This is a genomic window from Streptomyces sp. NPDC002328 (genome assembly GCF_042890065.1).
Taxonomy (GTDB): domain Bacteria; phylum Actinomycetota; class Actinomycetes; order Streptomycetales; family Streptomycetaceae; genus Streptomyces.
Map to the genome: position 1 here is coordinate 982538 of NZ_JBIARQ010000001.1, position 15538 is coordinate 998075.

General features: G+C 70.7%; 13 protein-coding genes and 2 tRNA genes. 5 read left to right on the plus strand and 10 right to left on the minus strand.

Going from position 1 to position 15538, the window contains the following annotated elements; all coding sequences use genetic code 11:
- Nucleotides 1-13 precede the first annotated feature (13 nt).
- The 3 genes from ACFYX4_RS04345 to ACFYX4_RS04355 form a co-directional block, all read right to left on the minus strand.
- Nucleotides 14-619, minus strand: a complete 606-nt coding sequence (locus tag ACFYX4_RS04345) for an ATP-dependent Clp protease proteolytic subunit (protein ID WP_389326724.1) — start codon at nucleotides 617-619, stop codon at nucleotides 14-16.
- A gap of 393 nt (nucleotides 620-1012) precedes the next feature.
- A complete protein-coding gene (gene tig, locus ACFYX4_RS04350) occupies nucleotides 1013-2416 on the minus strand; it encodes a trigger factor (protein WP_389325544.1) in 1404 nt (467 codons plus the stop codon).
- Between the two features lie 251 nt (nucleotides 2417-2667).
- Nucleotides 2668-2744, minus strand: a tRNA-Pro gene (locus ACFYX4_RS04355).
- A 165-nt stretch (nucleotides 2745-2909) separates the two neighbouring features.
- On the opposite strand from ACFYX4_RS04355, the gene ACFYX4_RS04360 reads away from it, so the two are divergent.
- Nucleotides 2910-2980, plus strand: a tRNA-Gly gene (locus tag ACFYX4_RS04360).
- 63 nt (nucleotides 2981-3043) lie between these two features.
- On the opposite strand, the gene ACFYX4_RS04365 is transcribed toward ACFYX4_RS04360, so the two are convergent.
- Nucleotides 3044-3391 (minus strand): DUF1330 domain-containing protein, encoded by a 348-nt coding sequence (locus ACFYX4_RS04365; protein WP_389325547.1) that lies wholly within the window; start codon nucleotides 3389-3391, stop codon nucleotides 3044-3046.
- A gap of 107 nt (nucleotides 3392-3498) precedes the next feature.
- Nucleotides 3499-3693 carry a hypothetical protein gene (locus ACFYX4_RS04370; protein ID WP_130436771.1) on the minus strand — a complete coding sequence of 65 codons (195 nt, stop codon included), beginning with the start codon at nucleotides 3691-3693 and terminating at the stop codon, nucleotides 3499-3501.
- A gap of 441 nt (nucleotides 3694-4134) precedes the next feature.
- On the opposite strand from ACFYX4_RS04370, the gene ACFYX4_RS04375 reads away from it, so the two are divergent.
- Nucleotides 4135-5298, plus strand: a complete 1164-nt coding sequence (locus tag ACFYX4_RS04375; RefSeq protein ID WP_389325550.1) for an acyltransferase family protein — start codon at nucleotides 4135-4137, stop codon at nucleotides 5296-5298.
- A gap of 58 nt (nucleotides 5299-5356) precedes the next feature.
- Here the strand turns inward: ACFYX4_RS04375 and ACFYX4_RS04380 are convergent, their stop codons facing one another.
- Together ACFYX4_RS04380 and ACFYX4_RS04385 are read right to left on the minus strand one after the other, a co-directional pair.
- Entirely contained in the window at nucleotides 5357-5812 is a 456-nt protein-coding gene (locus ACFYX4_RS04380; RefSeq protein WP_389325554.1) for an HD domain-containing protein, read from the minus strand.
- A 39-nt stretch (nucleotides 5813-5851) separates the two neighbouring features.
- Nucleotides 5852-7036: a PP2C family protein-serine/threonine phosphatase gene (locus ACFYX4_RS04385; RefSeq protein WP_389325557.1), complete on the minus strand. Its 1185-nt coding sequence runs from the start codon at nucleotides 7034-7036 to the stop codon at nucleotides 5852-5854.
- Between the two features lie 163 nt (nucleotides 7037-7199).
- Here ACFYX4_RS04385 and ACFYX4_RS04390 point away from each other — a divergent pair, with 163 nt between their 5' ends.
- Nucleotides 7200-8462 carry a GNAT family N-acetyltransferase gene (locus ACFYX4_RS04390; RefSeq protein WP_389325560.1) on the plus strand — a complete coding sequence of 421 codons (1263 nt, stop codon included), beginning with the start codon at nucleotides 7200-7202 and terminating at the stop codon, nucleotides 8460-8462.
- A gap of 26 nt (nucleotides 8463-8488) precedes the next feature.
- On the opposite strand, the gene ACFYX4_RS04395 is transcribed toward ACFYX4_RS04390, so the two are convergent.
- Together ACFYX4_RS04395 and ACFYX4_RS04400 are read right to left on the minus strand one after the other, a co-directional pair.
- Nucleotides 8489-9295, minus strand: a complete 807-nt coding sequence (locus ACFYX4_RS04395) for an Fpg/Nei family DNA glycosylase (protein ID WP_389325563.1) — start codon at nucleotides 9293-9295, stop codon at nucleotides 8489-8491.
- A gap of 66 nt (nucleotides 9296-9361) precedes the next feature.
- Complete coding sequence (locus ACFYX4_RS04400; protein ID WP_389325565.1) at nucleotides 9362-9847, minus strand: ribose-5-phosphate isomerase; 486 nt, start codon at nucleotides 9845-9847, stop codon at nucleotides 9362-9364.
- A 227-nt stretch (nucleotides 9848-10074) separates the two neighbouring features.
- Between ACFYX4_RS04400 and ACFYX4_RS04405 the strand changes: the two genes are divergently transcribed.
- Together ACFYX4_RS04405 and ACFYX4_RS04410 are read left to right on the plus strand one after the other, a co-directional pair.
- Nucleotides 10075-11526 carry an amino acid permease gene (locus ACFYX4_RS04405; protein ID WP_389325568.1) on the plus strand — a complete coding sequence of 484 codons (1452 nt, stop codon included), beginning with the start codon at nucleotides 10075-10077 and terminating at the stop codon, nucleotides 11524-11526.
- A 309-nt stretch (nucleotides 11527-11835) separates the two neighbouring features.
- The gene (locus ACFYX4_RS04410; RefSeq protein ID WP_389325571.1) at nucleotides 11836-13008 is read left to right on the plus strand and encodes an RNA-guided endonuclease InsQ/TnpB family protein; all 1173 of its coding nucleotides are present in this window, start codon (nucleotides 11836-11838) and stop codon (nucleotides 13006-13008) included.
- Nucleotides 13009-13091: 83 nt separating this feature from the next.
- Here ACFYX4_RS04410 and ACFYX4_RS04415 read toward each other — a convergent pair whose 3' ends face one another.
- Nucleotides 13092-15509, minus strand: coding sequence for a protein kinase (locus tag ACFYX4_RS04415; RefSeq protein WP_389325574.1), 2418 nt, complete (start codon nucleotides 15507-15509; stop codon nucleotides 13092-13094).
- Between the last annotated feature and the right edge of the window lie 29 nt (nucleotides 15510-15538).

The window sequence follows — 15538 nt, forward strand, 5'->3', positions numbered from 1 at the left end:
GTGGCCGGGGCGGTCAGGCACCGGTGCCGCCGCCTCCCGGAACACCGGAGGCATGCGTGATGATCTCGTCGATCAGGCCGTACTCCGCGGCCTCCTGCGGGGTGAACCAGCGGTCGCGGTCACCGTCGCGGATGATCGCCTCGACCGTCTGACCGGAGTGCAGGGCGGTCAGCTCGGACATGCGCTTCTTGGTGCGCAGCAGGTACTCGGCCTGGATCTTGATGTCCGAGACCGTGCCGCCGAGGCCGGCGGAACCCTGGTGCATCATGATGTCGGCGTGGGGCAGCGCGAAGCGCTTGCCCGCCGCACCGCCGGTCAGCAGGAACTGGCCCATGGACGCGGCCATGCCCATGGCGATGGTGACCACGTCGTTCGGGATGTACTGCATCGTGTCGTAGATGGCCATGCCTGCCGTCACCGAGCCGCCGGGGCTGTTGATGTACAGGTACACGTCCTTGGTCGGATCCGCGGCCAGGAGCAGCAGCTGTGCGGTGATCTTGTTGGCGATGTCGTCGTCGACCTGCTGTCCGAGGAAGATGATTCGCTCGTTGAGCAGCCGGTTGTAGACCTGGTCACCGAGGCCGCCACCGAAGGAAGGCTCGCCGGCGGCGGAGGGCATCAGATTCGTCACGTATCCACCTGCTCGTCTTACGACGGCGCCGGGCCGTCTCACGTGTTCTGCCGGGGCGTGGGGCCGTCCGGCGGTTCGGCGACTCCCCTGCCCTCGTATTCATGGACCCTAACGCGCGGGTCCCTTCGGGGAATCCCGGAGAGGTGGGTGTTCGCCGGGGGCGTAGAGCTGTGCGGGAGCTCCGCAGGAGCTCCGCTGGTGGTGCGGGGGCCGGATCGTCGGGGTGCTTGCGGGGGTCTTCGGGCTGCGGGAGCGATGTGGCTTGTCGCGCAGTTCCCCGCGCCCCCGGCGTTCGCTGCCCTGGCGTACGCCGAAGGGGGCCCCGGAGCTTGATCGCCCCAGGGCCCCCTTCTGACTACGTCAGCGGTGACGCTCGGCTGGTCAGGCCTCGTTCTTGGCCTCGGCGGGCTTGTCCTCGGAGGTCTCCGCCTCGGCGGCCGGGGACTCCTCGGTCTCGGAGGTCTCCTCGTCCTCGTCGTCGAGGTCGATGACCTCGCCGTTGGTGTCCTTCACCGTGGCGGACTCCACGACCAGGGCCAGGGCCTTGCCGCGGGCGACCTCGCCGACCAGGAGCGGGACCTGGCCGCCCTCGACGACCGCCTGGGCGAACTGGTCGGGGGACATGCCGGAGGAGGCGGCGCGGCGCATGAGGTGCTCGGTGAGCTCCTCCTGGTTGACGTTGAGCTTCTCGCGCTTGACGAGCTCGTCCAGGACGAACTGGGTCTTGATGCCCTTGACCGCGGCCTCGCGGGTCTCGGTCTCGAACTCCTCGGCGGTCTTGCCCTGGATCTCCAGGTACTTGTCGAGGGTCAGACCCATCTGGCCGAGCTGGTGGTGCTCCAGGTTGTGCTTGCGGGTGTTGACCTCGTCCTCGAGCAGCTTCTCGGGGACGGGCACCTCGACGAGCTCCAGGAGCTTCTCCAGGACGCGCTCCTGGGCCTGGGTGGCCTGGTCGAACTGCTTCATGTCGGCGAGGCGCTTGCGGCTGTCGGCCTTCAGCTCGTCGAGCGTGTCGAACTCGGAGGCGAGCTGCGCGAACTCGTCGTCCAGCTCGGGGAGTTCACGCGCGGCGACCTGGGTGACCTTGACGGTGACCTCGGCCTCCTTGCCGGCGCCGGTGCCGCCCTTGAGCTCGGAGGTGAAGGTGGTCTCGCCACCGGCCTCCAGGCCCTTCACGGCGTCGTCGATGCCGTCGAGCAGCTCGCCGGAGCCGATGGTGTAGGAGACGCCGCTCGCGACGCCGTCCTCCAGCACCTCGCCGTCGACCTTGGCCTCCAGGTCCACGGTGACGACGTCGCCGTCCTCGGCGGCGCGCTCGACCGGGGAGGTGGAGGCGAAGCGCTCACGGAGCTGCTCGACGGACTTCTCCAGGTCCTCGTCGGTCACCTCGACGGCGTCGACCTCGACCTCGATGGCGGAGAAGTCCTCGGGGAGCTCCAGGGAGGGGCGGATGTCGACCTCGGCGGTGAAGTTCAGCGTCTCGCCGTCCTTCAGCTCGGTGATGTCGACCTCGGGCTGGCCCAGGACGTCGATCTCGGCCTCGTTGACCGCCTCGGTGTAGAACTTGGGAAGCGCGTCGTTGACGGCCTCCTCCAGGACGGCACCGCGGCCGAACCGCTGGTCGATGACCCGGGCGGGGATCTTGCCCTTGCGGAAGCCCTTCACCGTGACCTGCTGGTTGATCTTCTTGTACGCCGCGTCGAGGCTGGCCTTGAGCTCCTCGAAGGGCACCTCGACAGTGAGCCGAACCCGGGTCGGGTTCAGGGTCTCCACGGCGCTCTTCACGGTTCGGTCTCCTTGTGGCTGACATCTTGGGTTTCGCCGGAGCCAGACAGGTCCGGCGATTTCGCCGCCCGGGAGAGTTCTCAGGCCGAGTGGGGCCGGGACACACGGGCGCGCAGTTTGCATAGTAGCCGCAGCCGAGGGACGGCCCAAAAGACGACCACCGGCCAGGCGCACGGTGTGATCGCGCAGTGGTTCGCGCCACCGGCCACGCGGGCGGTCGCGCGGGGGATCGCGCAGATGAATCGCGCAGGTGGTCGGGGTGGCGGGATTTGAACCCACGGCCTTCCGCTCCCAAAGCGGACGCGCTACCAAGCTGCGCCACACCCCGTCTGGTGCGACACGTAGGGTACATGCCCGCAGCCCGCCTGACCGCCGCCTTTACCCAGTCGGGAGACGGGTCGCGGCGCGAGCCGGAGGCGAGGTGTGCGGCGAGGCGGCCCGACCCGCTACGATGCCTGAAGCGCCGCGGCCGACCGACCTGCGGCGGCGCTGTGCGGGCGTAGCTCAATGGTAGAGCACTAGTCTTCCAAACTAGCTACGCGGGTTCGATTCCCGTCGCCCGCTCCGAATGACTCAGGGCCAGGTCAGAGGGTGATTCCTCTGCCTGGCCCTGATCATTTGCGGGGGCTATTCAGCGGGCAGGGCCTCTCGCATCGCCTTCGCGGTGGCCGTCGGGTCGTAGTCCTCCGGGACGCCTTCGACCAGGATGATGTCGCCCTCGATGTGACGCGAGCGCAGCGGTGCGATCTCCCGGTACGCGGGCGAGTCCCACCAGGCCCGCGCCTCGGTGATCCCCGGGAAGCCGATCACGACGACGTGACCGGGCCAGCCGCCCTCCTTCACCTCGTGCTGCGTGGCGTGCACGAGGAAGTGCCCGCCGTACGGCTCGAAGGTGGCGGGGATGCGCTCGATGTACTCGGCGATCTCCGGGTGCGGAGCGGCCTCTCGCAGGTGAGCAATGGCGTAGGCGGGCATGGTGTCCTTCCGGTCGGTCGGGCTCCGTACCCCGGGACCATGGCATGCCGACGCGCCAGGGGCGATGACCTGACAGGTAAGGGGGCCCTGTTCCAGCCCTCGGCGTCTCAGAAGCTGATCTGGTTGATCGTCTCCGCCAGGGAGTTCAGGAAGCGGTTGATCGACGGGGCCATGCCGGTCGAGGCGAGGAAGAAGCCGAAGAGGATCGCGACGATGGCGGGGCCCGCCTTGATGGAGCCGCCCCGGATCAGCACGACCAGGACGATCGCCAACAGCAGCACCACTGACAGTGAGATGGCCACAACTGATCACACATCCTCGGTCGGTCCGCACTCCCGGCCCGGGGTCGCGACCCGCGTACCCCGCCATGGACCATCGTGCCACCAACAGGGCCCTGATATGCGGCCCGTGACGCAACCTCGACCTCGACTGTCCGTCACGTACCGTGCGGGAGAAGCCCGGAAAGGCCGCCGCACAGGAATTCGAGCGCATATCGCCGCCACAAATTCACAACTGGTGCGCAGCTGATTCGAATTGCGGTGGGAGACGGTCGTCCACACGCCCACAAGCGGCGGCATGTACCTTTGAGTGTGGATTATTCATGACATTCGGGGCACGGTGTGACCCACAAGACAGGCATTGCGGCGTCGAGTTCGGTGAATTCGTGGGTAGGCGGGCGCGGACAATCAGAAATGACGTCGTGCGTTTCACGTATCACCGCGGACAACGCTAGGGTGCCTCAGATGTTCCACGCCGCCTCGTCTCTCGTGCCGAGCCCGCGCTCTTCCCCGAGCGAGAAAGATCAGCACCAGCGGTCCCCCTCCCGGACCCGGGACAGACGGCCCACGCGGCGTGACGCGTTCTTCGACAACGCCAAGTACCTGGCGATCGTGCTGGTCGCGGTGGCGCACTCCTGGGAGCCCCTCAAGGGCGGCGACCGGGGACTTCAGGCGGCGTACCTCGTGGTGTACACGTTCCACATGCCGGCGTTCATCGTCATCTCCGGCTACTTCTCCCGCGGTTTCGACGCGAGCCCCGGCCGGCTGAAGCGGCTGCTCACCGGCGTCGCCGTGCCGTACCTCGTGTTCGAGACCGCCCACTCCCTCTTCAAGCGCTACGCCGGTCACAGCCCCGACCAGGGGATCAGCCTCCTGGACCCGTACTACGTGACCTGGTTCCTGTGCGCGCTGTTCGTCTGGCGGCTGACCACCCCGCTGTGGAAGCTGATCCGCCACCCGCTGCCGGTCGCGCTGTGCGTCGCCATGCTGGCCTCCGTCTCCCCCACCATCGGCGACGACCTAGACGCCCAGCGTCTGCTCCAGTTCCTGCCGTTCTTCGTGCTGGGGCTGTGCCTGAAGCCGGAGCACTTCCAGCTGGTGCGCCGCCGCTCGGCGCGGATCGCGGCCGTGCCGGTGTTCGCGATCGCGCTGACCTTCGCCTGGTGGGCGGTGCCGCGGATGGACAACGCCTGGTTCTACCACCGCGACTCCGCCCAGGAGCTGGGCGCTCCCTGGTGGGCCGGGCCGGTCATGCAACTCGCCCTGTTCGTCTGCTCGTTGCTGCTGACCGCCTGCTTCCTCGCCTGGGTTCCGGGTCGTGCGACCTGGTTCACCGCGCTCGGCGCGGGCACCCTGTACGGCTATCTGCTGCACGGCTTCCTGCTCAAGGGCGCCGAGTACGGCGGCCTGTTCGAGCCGGCCTGGCTGCACGGCCCGCTCGGCGTGATCGCCGTCAGCGTGACTGTGGCCGCCGCCGTCACCCTGCTGTGCACGAGGCCCGTGCAGCGGGCGTTCCGGTGCGTGGTGGAGCCCAGGATGGAATGGGCGTTCAAGCGCGACGCCGCCGAACTGGCCCGTGCGCGGGAGAAGTCCCGCGACCAGCGGCACGAAACGGTCCCGGCGGCTTAGCGGCTCAGCGGCGGCTCAGCAGCTCAACGGCGGCTCGGCGGCTCAGCGGCTCAGCGGCTCAGGACGTGTCCCGGCTCCCGGTGAGGCCCAGGAGGGCGCGCATGTGCGCGTACTTCCCGGTGAGCCGGGTGCGGGTCGGGGCGTCGAGGGCGGCGAGCCGGGCCGGGTCGGCGTTGTGCGCCAGGTCGGCTTCCTTCACCAGCAGCGCGCCCGGGGTGGCGAGGATGCGCTCCGCGTACGCCTCCGGCGGCTCTCCGGCCCGCTTGGTGACCGCGCGCACGATGTCCTTCGTGCGGTCGCTGAGTTCGGCCTCGTCCAGCCAGGCCGCGGAGAGGGCGTCGTCCTCGACGGCGTCGTGCAGCCAGGCCGCCGCGATCTGGTCGGCGTCGCCGCCGCGCTCCCGTACGCCCTCCGCGACCGCGCGCAGGTGTTCGGCGTAGGGGCGGCCGGCCTTGTCGGTCTGGCCCTCGTGCGCGGCGCGGGCGAGCGCCTCGACCTCGGTCAGGGTGAGCATCGCGGACCTCCAGGGCCTGGTATCGCGGACCTCCAAGGTCTAGTGGAGCGGTATCGCCTGGGCCGTGGGGCCGTCGCGGCAGACCAGGAGGAGGGCCCGGTCGTCGTTGACGTCCCGGGCGACGGCCTCGATCAGGTGCCAGGCGGCGCCCTGGAAGCCGCCGGCGACATAGCGGTCGGCCTCGCCGGTGAGGCGGTCGATGCCCTCGACGATGTCCCGGTCGGAGGTCTCCACCAGGCCGTCCGTGAAGAGCATCAGCACGTCCCCGGCGCGCAGGGAGCCCTTCACCGGGTCGAACTGGGCGCCCTCGTAGACGCCGAGCAGCGGGCCCTCGGCCGCCTTCTCCTCCCAGCGGCCGCTGCCCGCGCTGAGTTGGAGGCCCGGCGGATGCCCGGCCGAGTACAGCTCGTAGTCGCCGGAGTCGAGATCCAGGACGAGGTGGATGGAGGTCGCGAAGCCCTCGTCCCAGTCCTGGCGCAGGAGGTAGCCGTTGGCGGCGGGCAGGAAGGCGTGCGGGGGCAGCGAGCCGAGCAGTCCGCCGAACGCGCCGGACAGGAGCAGGGCGCGCGAGCCGGCGTCCATGCCCTTGCCGGAGACGTCGGTGAGGACGACCTCCAGGGTGCGGCCGCCGTTGGTGCGGGCCGCGACGACGAAGTCCCCGGAGAACGACTGGCCGCCGGCCGGGCGCAGCGCCATCTCGCGGTGCCAGCCCTGCGGCAGCTTCGGCAACTTGCTCTGCACGCGGATGCGTTCACGCAGGTCGAAGAGCATGGTGCCGCCGCGCCGCCACGGCACGCCGACGCGGCTGCGGAACTGGGCGATGAGCAGCCCGAAGAGACCGCAGGCCGCGACGACGAGCACGACGCCCGGGGTGACCCGGGAGGGGCCCTCGGTGTAGGGGCCCAGCTGCACCGACTCCACGATGAGCGCCGTGGCCGCCGCCGCGTAGAGACCGAGCAGGCTCGCGGGGCGCAGCAGGAGGCCGCCCGCGACGATCGGCAGGACGAGCGCGGCCGGCGAGCACCACACCGAGTTGGCGAGGGTGGTGACGGCGATCAGCGGGACGGTGAGCAGCAGTCCGGCCAGCGCGATCCAGTCCGAGCCGTCGCCGCGGAAGTAGTCGACGGCGCTCCGGCGCACGCCGGTGCGGACCCGGTGCACCAGGTGCTTCAACCGGGCCGTCAACGTCTCGGCTTCCGCGCGCCGCTGTCGTCCTGCTGCCATTAGTTCGGGACCCTATCCATCCAACCCGCCGCTTGGCACGGGAGGTCCCACTTGTCCCCCGTCCGAGGCTCAACTTCACAGTGAACGGCACGGAAAGCGATTCCGCCGCGGGGAGGGAGAAATTCCCTGGCTCGTCCTTCATCGCGCTGGTAGGCATGGATCCATGACGACTGAGGCGACGGGGCCCGTGCCCCATTCCGGTACCGCCCTGCGGGTGCTGCGGCAGGACGACTGGGACGAGTGGTACGACGTTCTGGTGCGTGCCTTCGGAGGCGTCGACGAGCCGGCGGAGGAGCGCGCGCTGTGGAGAGCGCTCACTCCGTGCGAGCGCGCCCTGGGCGCCTGGGACGGCGATCTTCCGGTGGGGTCCGCGGGGGCTTTCGACTTCCGCTTGACGGTGCCGGGCGGCGCCTCGGTGCCGGCCGCCGGTGTGACGATGGTCGGCGTGGCCGCCACGCACCGGCGGCGCGGCGTCCTGACGGCGATGATGCGGCGGCAGCTCGACGACATACACGCGTGGGGCGAGCCGTTGGCGGTCCTCACGGCCTCCGAGCCCGCGATCTACGGCCGGTTCGGGTACGGCGCGGCGACCTTCTCCCTCCACGGCGAGATCGACACGAGCCGGGTGCGGCTGTCCGTCCCGCCCGGCACCGATGACGTACGGCTGCGCTACGCCGACCCCGCCGAGTCCCTCGACGCGTGCGAGGCGCTGTACGCGCGGACGGTGCCGTCGCGGGCCGGGATGCTGGCGCGGCGGCCGGGCTGGGACCGGCTGATGGTGCTGGATCCGGAGGGCGGACGGGAGGGGGCGTCGCGGCTCCAGTGCGTGCTGGCCGAGCGGGACGGCGAGGTCAGCGGGTACGCGCGGTTCCGGGTCCGGCCGCGCTGGACGGACACGGGGCACAACGGGGAGGTGCTGTTGACCGACCTCACCGCGGTGGACCCGCAGACGAGCGCGGCGCTGTGGCGGTTCCTGTTCGGGATCGACCTGACCACCTCGCTGACGGTGCGGGGGCGGCCGGTGGACGAGGCCTGGCAGCATCTCGTCTCCGATGTGCGGCGGTGTCAACTGCGGGTGCGGGACGCGCTGTACGTGCGGCTGGTGGACATCGGGGCCGCGCTGGAGGCGCGGACGTATCCGGCCCCGGTGGACGTGGTGTTGGACGTGGAGGACGCCTTCTGCCCCTGGAACGAGGGGCGTTGGCGGCTGACCGGGGACGCGAAGGGCGCGAGCTGTGTGCGTACCCGGGACGCGGCCGATCTGGCGCTGACGGTACGGGAGTTGGGGGCGGCGTACCTCGGGGGCGTGAGCCTGGGCGCGTTGGGCGCGGCCGGACGGGTGCGGGAGCTGCGGCCGGGTGCGCTGGAGGAGGCCTCGGTGGGGTTCGGGGGGTGGGGTGCGCCGTGGATGCCGCACGGGTTCTGAGCGGCGGCGGGGTGTGACGAACTGAGTCAGTTCTGCTGGCAGTCGGGGCACCAGAAGAGGTTGCGGGCGGCGAGGTCGGCGGTGCGGACGGTCTCGCCGCAGAGGTGACAGGGCTGGTGGGTGCGCCGGTAGACGTAGACCTCGCCGCCGTGGTCGTCGACGCGGGGCGGGCGGCCCATCGCCTCCGGGGTGTGCTCCGGGCGGACGGTGTCGATGCGGTTGTTGCGGACGCCCTCGCGCATGAGGGCGACGAGGTCCGACCAGATCGCGTCCCATTCGGCGGGGGTGACGTCCTTGCCCGCGCGGTACGGGTCGACGCCGTGCCGGAAGAGGACCTCGGCGCGGTAGACGTTGCCGACGCCGGCGATGACCTTCTGGTCCAGGAGGAGGGCGGCGATCGTCGTACGGCTGCGGGAGATCCTCCGGTACGCGGCGCCGGGGTCGGCGTCCTCGCGCAGCGGGTCGGGGCCGAGGCGGGCGTGCACCGCCTGCTTCTCGGCGTCCGTGATCAGGGCGCAGGTCGTCGGGCCGCGCAGGTCGGCGTACGAGGTGCCGGTGGCGAGGCGGAGGCGGACGGTGTCCGTGGGCGGGGGCGCGGGGGCGTCACCGAGGGCGACCTTGCCGAAGAGGCCCAGGTGGATGTGGACCCAGGAGGCCTCGAAGGCGAGGAAGAGGTGCTTGCCGTGGGCCTCGGCGCCGGTGAGGGGGGTGCCGGTGAGAAGGGCGGCGGCGTCGCTGAACTTGCCCTGGGGGCTGGTCACGCGCGGGGCGCTGCCGGCGAAACGCGCGGTGTAGTCCTGCGCGAGCCGGTGGATCGTGTGCCCTTCCGGCACCTGACGCCGCCCTTTCTCCTCGATCGAGCCGTGGGGCCGGGCCGACCGCCCGGCCCCGTCGGGAGCCTACTGCTGCGGGTGGTGCGCCGGGATCGCCGGCAGCTCGCCCGTCGTCTCGTACGACGCGAGCATGTCGATGCGGCGGATGTGGCGTTCGTCACCCGAGAAGGGGGTGGCGAGGAAGGTCTCGACGAACTTCGTCGCCTCGTCCTGGCTGTGCATGCGGGCGCCGACCGCGACGACGTTGGCGTTGTTGTGCTGGCGGCCCAGGGACGCCGTCTCCTCGCTCCAGGCGAGGGCCGCGCGGACGCCCTTCACCTTGTTCGCCGCGATCTGCTCGCCGTTGCCGGAGCCGCCGATGACGATGCCGAGGGAGTCGGCGTCGGCGGCCGTCCGCTCGGCCGCGCGGAGGCAGAAGGGCGGGTAGTCGTCCTGGGCGTCGTAGATGTGGGGGCCGCAGTCGACCGGGTCGTGGCCCGCCGCCTTCAGCCATTCGACGAGATGGTTCTTGAGTTCGAAGCCCGCATGGTCCGAGCCGAGATACACGCGCATGGGATGAGTGTGACACGCGGGTCGCGGGGTAACAGCGCGGGGTATCGGGCCAGAAAAGCGTAGGCAGATCAATGGAACCTCAGGGAAACCTCAAGTAACGATCCGGAATCAGAGGTTCCCCAATCCGAATGCCTCGGATTCACTGGACCGGCTCGTACACCTCCTAGTACGGCCCGTACACCGCTCGTACGGGAGAAACCCCACGCGGCGCAAAGGAAATCCGTTCCATGACTTCGCAGCCGACCCTGACGAAGGCCGAAAACGGCCCCGGAGGGCCCGGAGAACCCGGGCACGGTCTCCAGGCGGGCCTCAAGAACCGCCATCTCTCGATGATCGCCATCGGTGGCGTCATCGGCGCCGGACTGTTCGTAGGTTCCAGCTCCGGCATCGCCACCGCCGGGCCCGGCATCCTCCTCTCGTACGCCCTCGTCGGCACGCTCGTGGTGCTGGTGATGCGGATGCTCGGGGAGATGTCCGCGGCCAACCCGACCTCGGGTTCCTTCTCCGCTCACGCCGACCGCGCGCTCGGCCCCTGGGCCGGCTTCTCCATCGGCTGGCTGTACTGGTTCTTCTGGGTCGTCGTCCTCGCCGTGGAGGCGACCGCGGGCGCGGCGATCCTCGAGTCGTGGATACCGGCGGTGCCCCAGTGGGGGTGGGCGCTGATCGTGATGGTGGTGCTGACCGCCACCAACCTGGTCTCCGTCGGCTCCTACGGTGAGTTCGAGTTCTGGTTCGCCGGGATCAAGGTCGTCGCCATCGGCGCCTTCATCGTCGTCGGCGGGCTCGCCGTGTTCGGCGTGCTGCCCGGCGCGGACACCGAGAAGGCCGGCCTCGGCAACCTCGTCGACCACGGCGGCTTCCTGCCCCACGGGGCCGGCGCGATCCTCACCGGTGTGCTGCTCGTCGTCTTCTCGTTCATGGGCAGCGAGATCGCGACCCTGGCCGCGGGCGAGTCGGAGGACCCGCAGCGGGCGGTGACCAAGTCCACCAACAGCATCATCTGGCGTATCGCCGTCTTCTACCTCGGCTCGATCTTCGTCGTCGTCGCGCTGCTGCCGTGGAACGACCCCTCCATCAAGGAGAAGGGCTCGTACGTCGCCGCGCTGGACTCCCTGGGCATCGCGCACGCCGGTCAGATCATGAACTTCATCGTGCTGACCTCGGTGCTGTCCTGTCTGAACTCCGGTCTCTACACCGCTTCCCGGATGGCGTTCTCGCTGGGCGAGCGCGGGGACGCGCCGAAGTCGTTCGCTCGGACGAACAGCCGGGGTGTGCCGATGACGGCGATCATCGCGTCCGTGGTGTTCGGGTTCGTCGCGGTGTTCTTCAACTACAAGTTCCCGGACTCCGTGTTCCTGTTCCTGGTCAACTCCAGCGGTGCGGTCGCGCTGTTCGTGTGGCTGGTCATCTGCTTCTCGCAGCTGCGCATGCGGAAGATCATCCAGGCGGAGGCGCCGGAGAAGCTGGTCGTGCGGATGTGGCTGTACCCGTACCTGACCTGGGCGACGGCCGCGCTCATCGTGTTCGTGCTCGGCTACATGCTGACCGACACCGAGAACGACGGGCGCAAGACGGTGCTGTTGTCGCTGCTCGTCGCGGCGGTGGTGCTGGTCATCGCGTTCGTGAAGCAGAAGGTGAAGGGGACGGCGAAGACGGACTCCGTTCCCGTCGGGAAGTAGTCGCCGTCGTCTGACGTCTGCCGTCTGTAGACATCCGAAGGGGCCCGTCTGTGCTGCGGGCCCCTTCGGGCGTTTCAGCCTGTGCGAGGAACCCCGGGCGTTGACGCCCGGGAGGAATCGCATCTGGTGGTGGCGGTGCGGAGCACCGCGGAATCGGGCCGGAGGCGACAGGGACGCGAAGCGGCCGGGTGACGGCGGAGCCTGGCCGTGGTCGGCGCTGTGGGCGTGGGGCTGGGGCTGGTCGCTCGTTCGGGTGAGGGGAAGGGGAACGTGTGATGGCTGCTCGTACGGGTGCGTACGTTCATGGTCATGAAGCTGGTGGTGCGGGTCAAGCTCCTGCCGACGCCCGTGCAGGCGGCGGCACTTGAGGCGACCCTGCATGCCTGCAACGAGGCCGCGACCTGGGCCGCCCACGTCGCCTTCGAGGAGAAGGCGGCCAAGCCCCTGGCCCTGCGCAAGCACACCTACCGGCAGATCAAGGCCCGGTGGAATCTGGGTGCGCAGGCCGCCCAGCACGCGATCAAGAAGATCTGCGACGCCTACACCACGCTGCACGCCAACCTCCGTCACGGAAACCATGGCAAGCCCGGCTCCAGGCGGTACGAGAAGGCGGCAGGCAAGCCGGTCACCTTCCGCGCGGACGCCGCGCAGCCCTATGACGACCGGATGCTGTCCTGGCAGCACGAGCAGCGCACGGTGTCGGTCTGGACCACGGCCGGGCGGATGAAGAACGTCGCGTTCACCGGCGAGCCGGGGCAGCTGGCGGTGGTGGCCGCGCACCGCAAGGGTGAGTCCGATCTGATGTGCCGGGGCGGGCAGTGGTATCTGCTGGTGACCTGCGACATCGCCGAGGCCGAGGGGAACGCACACCCGGCGGGGTTCGTCGGGGTGGACCTGGGCATCGTCAACATCGCCACCACCTCCACCGGCAAGCGGCACAGCGGGCGACGCCTGAACCGGCGCCGTGAAACGGACCGGAAGCTGCGCACCAAGCTTCAGAAGAAGAACACAAAGTCCGCCGAGCGGCGGGCGAAGAAGCACGCGGGCAAGGAGAAGCGCCGGGCCCGCGACATCAACCACAAGATCAGCAAGCGCATCGTGGCGGAGGCTCAACGCACCGGTTGTGGAATCGCCCTGGAAGACCTGACGGGCATCCGTGAACGGGTACGGCTGAGAAAGCCCCAGCGCGTCACGCTGCACTCCTGGTCCTTTCACCAGCTCGGCACCTTCATCGCCTACAAGGCGAAACGTGCAGGAGTCCCGGTGGTGTACGTCGATCCGGCGTACACCAGCCGGGAATGCTCCCGCTGTCACCACATCGAGAAAGCCAACCGGCCCTCCCAGGCCGTGTTCGTCTGCCGGTCGTGCGGCTTCGCCGAGCACGCCGACCGCAACGCGTCCCACAACATCAGCCACCGCGGCTGGTACGCGTGGGTCCGCGGGGCCGAGTCACAGGCCCCTGCCCTCACCCTCATCGCCTGACCGGCGACACCATCGAGTGTGAGAGCTGGACGCAGCCGGGACCACCGAAGCCATCGGTGAACCCGAGCAGCAAGCCCGGGACTTCAGTCCCGGGTAGTTGACAGGACGGTGAAGCTGTCCTTGACCTTCTCGTACGTCTGCAGCGCGCCCGGCTCGACGGCCGGCTGATACCAGGTGTTGATCTGGTACGTCTTCCCCTCTTCCTCGAAGCCGAGGAGTACGGCGTGCCAGGGGGTGCCCTGGAGGGTGAACGTGTACTCCCAGACGACCGCGGGGCGGCCCCGGAACGTCGTCTCCTCCAGCCTGATCTTGCGGTAGCCCTGGCCCTGGTGGGCGTTGCGCTCCGAGGTCCGCCAGGTCTCCATCAGGTCGCCGCGGGCGAGGGACGACTTGGCGACGAGCTCCTGCGTGCCGTCGGGCGAGGTGTAGTGCACCTCGGCCCCCGTCATCACATCCCGCCGCCACCCCACGGGCGTGGCCCACGCATACCCCCCGGCCTCTTGCCGCACACCGGCCGGCAGACTCGGCGGCCTGTAGGTGCCTTCGACGGTGGGCGAGGGGTTGGTGGTGGGGCTCCCCCCCGGGGTGGTGGTGGCGGCGGTGGGGCTGTGACCCGGGGTGGCGGGGGCGGTGGTGGCGGTGCGCGGCCGTGGTGAGGGGCCGGCCCGGTCGTCCCCTCCGCCGGCCCCGGGCACCGCCACCCACACGATCGCGGCGACGCCGCCCGCGGCCAGGACGCCTGCGGCGGCCAGCAGGGCGGTGCGGCGACCGTGGGGACTCGGGGAGCGGGAGGTGCGGGGCGGGCGGGGCTCGGGGGCGGCGTGGGGTCGGGGGTGGTCGGGGGCATCGGGGAGGCCGGTCGCCGGGGCCGAGCGGGTGGCGGAGGGCGGGGCGGGCCTGTGTTCCGTCGGCGGGGCCGCCCGGTGTTCCGTCACTGCCTGCGCGCGGGCGAGGGAGACGCCGGGGTGATGGTGGGGCGGGGTGACTTCGGAGGAGCCACCGGGCTGGGCGGAACCGAACTGACGGGGGTCGGGCTCGCTGCGAACGGGGCGCTCGGGGGCGGGTTCGGGCTGCCGCGGGTCGGGCGGCCGGGGCACGGGTACCTCTGAGGCGCGCACCGGCTCGAACCCAGCCGGCTCGGGCTCCCCGGTTGCGGGGTCCGGCCCCCGCCAGCCGGGCGGCCGAGGCTCCGGTGCCTCCGACACGGACCCAACCGGCACGGGCTCCCCGGGTACGGGCTGCCCGGGGTCCGGCTCCCGCCGGCCGGGCGGCCGAAGCTCCGGTACCTCCGGCGCGGGCTGCCCGGGATCGGGCTCCCGCCAGTCGGACGGTCCGGGCCCGTCCTCCGACACCGGTTCACCGCGAGCAGGTCGCCCAGGGGCGGGCTCCCCCGGGCCGGGCGGCCCAGGCTCGGGGGGCTGCGGCGCGGGCTTCCCCGATTCGGGCGGCACCCCGGGGGCCGGCTCTTCCTCGCTGTGCACCGCCGACCCCGGCGGTCCAGCACCCGGCGTCGCCGGCCCCGTCCCCGGGACCACCCCTTCCAGCGCCCCTGCCCCCGGCGCTCCGAGTCCCCGCTCCCCATCCCCCGGCGCTCCGAGTCCCCGCTCCCCATCCCCTGGCACTCCAAGACCCCGCTCCCCCTCCCCCGCCACTCCAAGACCCCGCTCCCCCTCCCCCAGCCAATGTGCCGGCTCTCCCCTCTCAAGGAGCCCCGGCCCCGGCGAATTCACCGGCAGGGTCGGGGTCGGGGGTGGGAAGGCCACCGGGTGCAGGGCTGACCGGAGGGTGTTCAGGTCGGCTCGCAGGGCCGGGTCCTTGTGCAGGGTTGCGGTCAGGATCTCGCGTAACGGGCCCGCGTTCGACGGGAGTTCGGGCGACTCGTAGAGGACGGCGTGGAGGGTCGACAGGGTGGTGTCGCGGGAGAAGGGGGAGTGGCCGGACAGGGCGGCGCAGAGGGTGGCGGCCAGGGACCAGACGTCCGAGGACGGGCCCTGGGGGCGGCCGGAGATGCGTTCGGGGGCCATGTAGTCGGGGGAGCCGACCAGCATGCCGACCATGGTGAGCGCCTCGGTGTCCTGGATCGCGGCGATGCCGAAGTCGGTGAGGACGACGCGCCGCCCGCCGTCCTCCACCAGGACGTTGCCCGGCTTGATGTCACGGTGCAGCACGCCCCGCGCGTGCACCTGCCGAAGCGCCGCGATCAGCCCGAGGCCGATCCGGGCCGTCTCACGGGGCCCGAGCGGCCCCTCCTCGGCGGTGAGGCGTTCCAGGGAGCGGCCGGCGACCAACTCCATGACGATCCACAGGCGTTCGCCCGCGTCCACGACATCGTAGATCCGCACGACGCCGGGATGGTCGATGCGGGCGGTGGCCCTGGCCTCCCGCAGGGATCGTTCGCGGCGGGTGCGCGCGTCCTCCGCGTCGAGCCCGTCGATGCGCATCTCCTTCACCGCGACCTCGCGGTCGAGCATCTCGTCGGCGGCCCGCCACACCCGCCCCATTCCCCCCTGTCCGATGCATTCGGCCAACC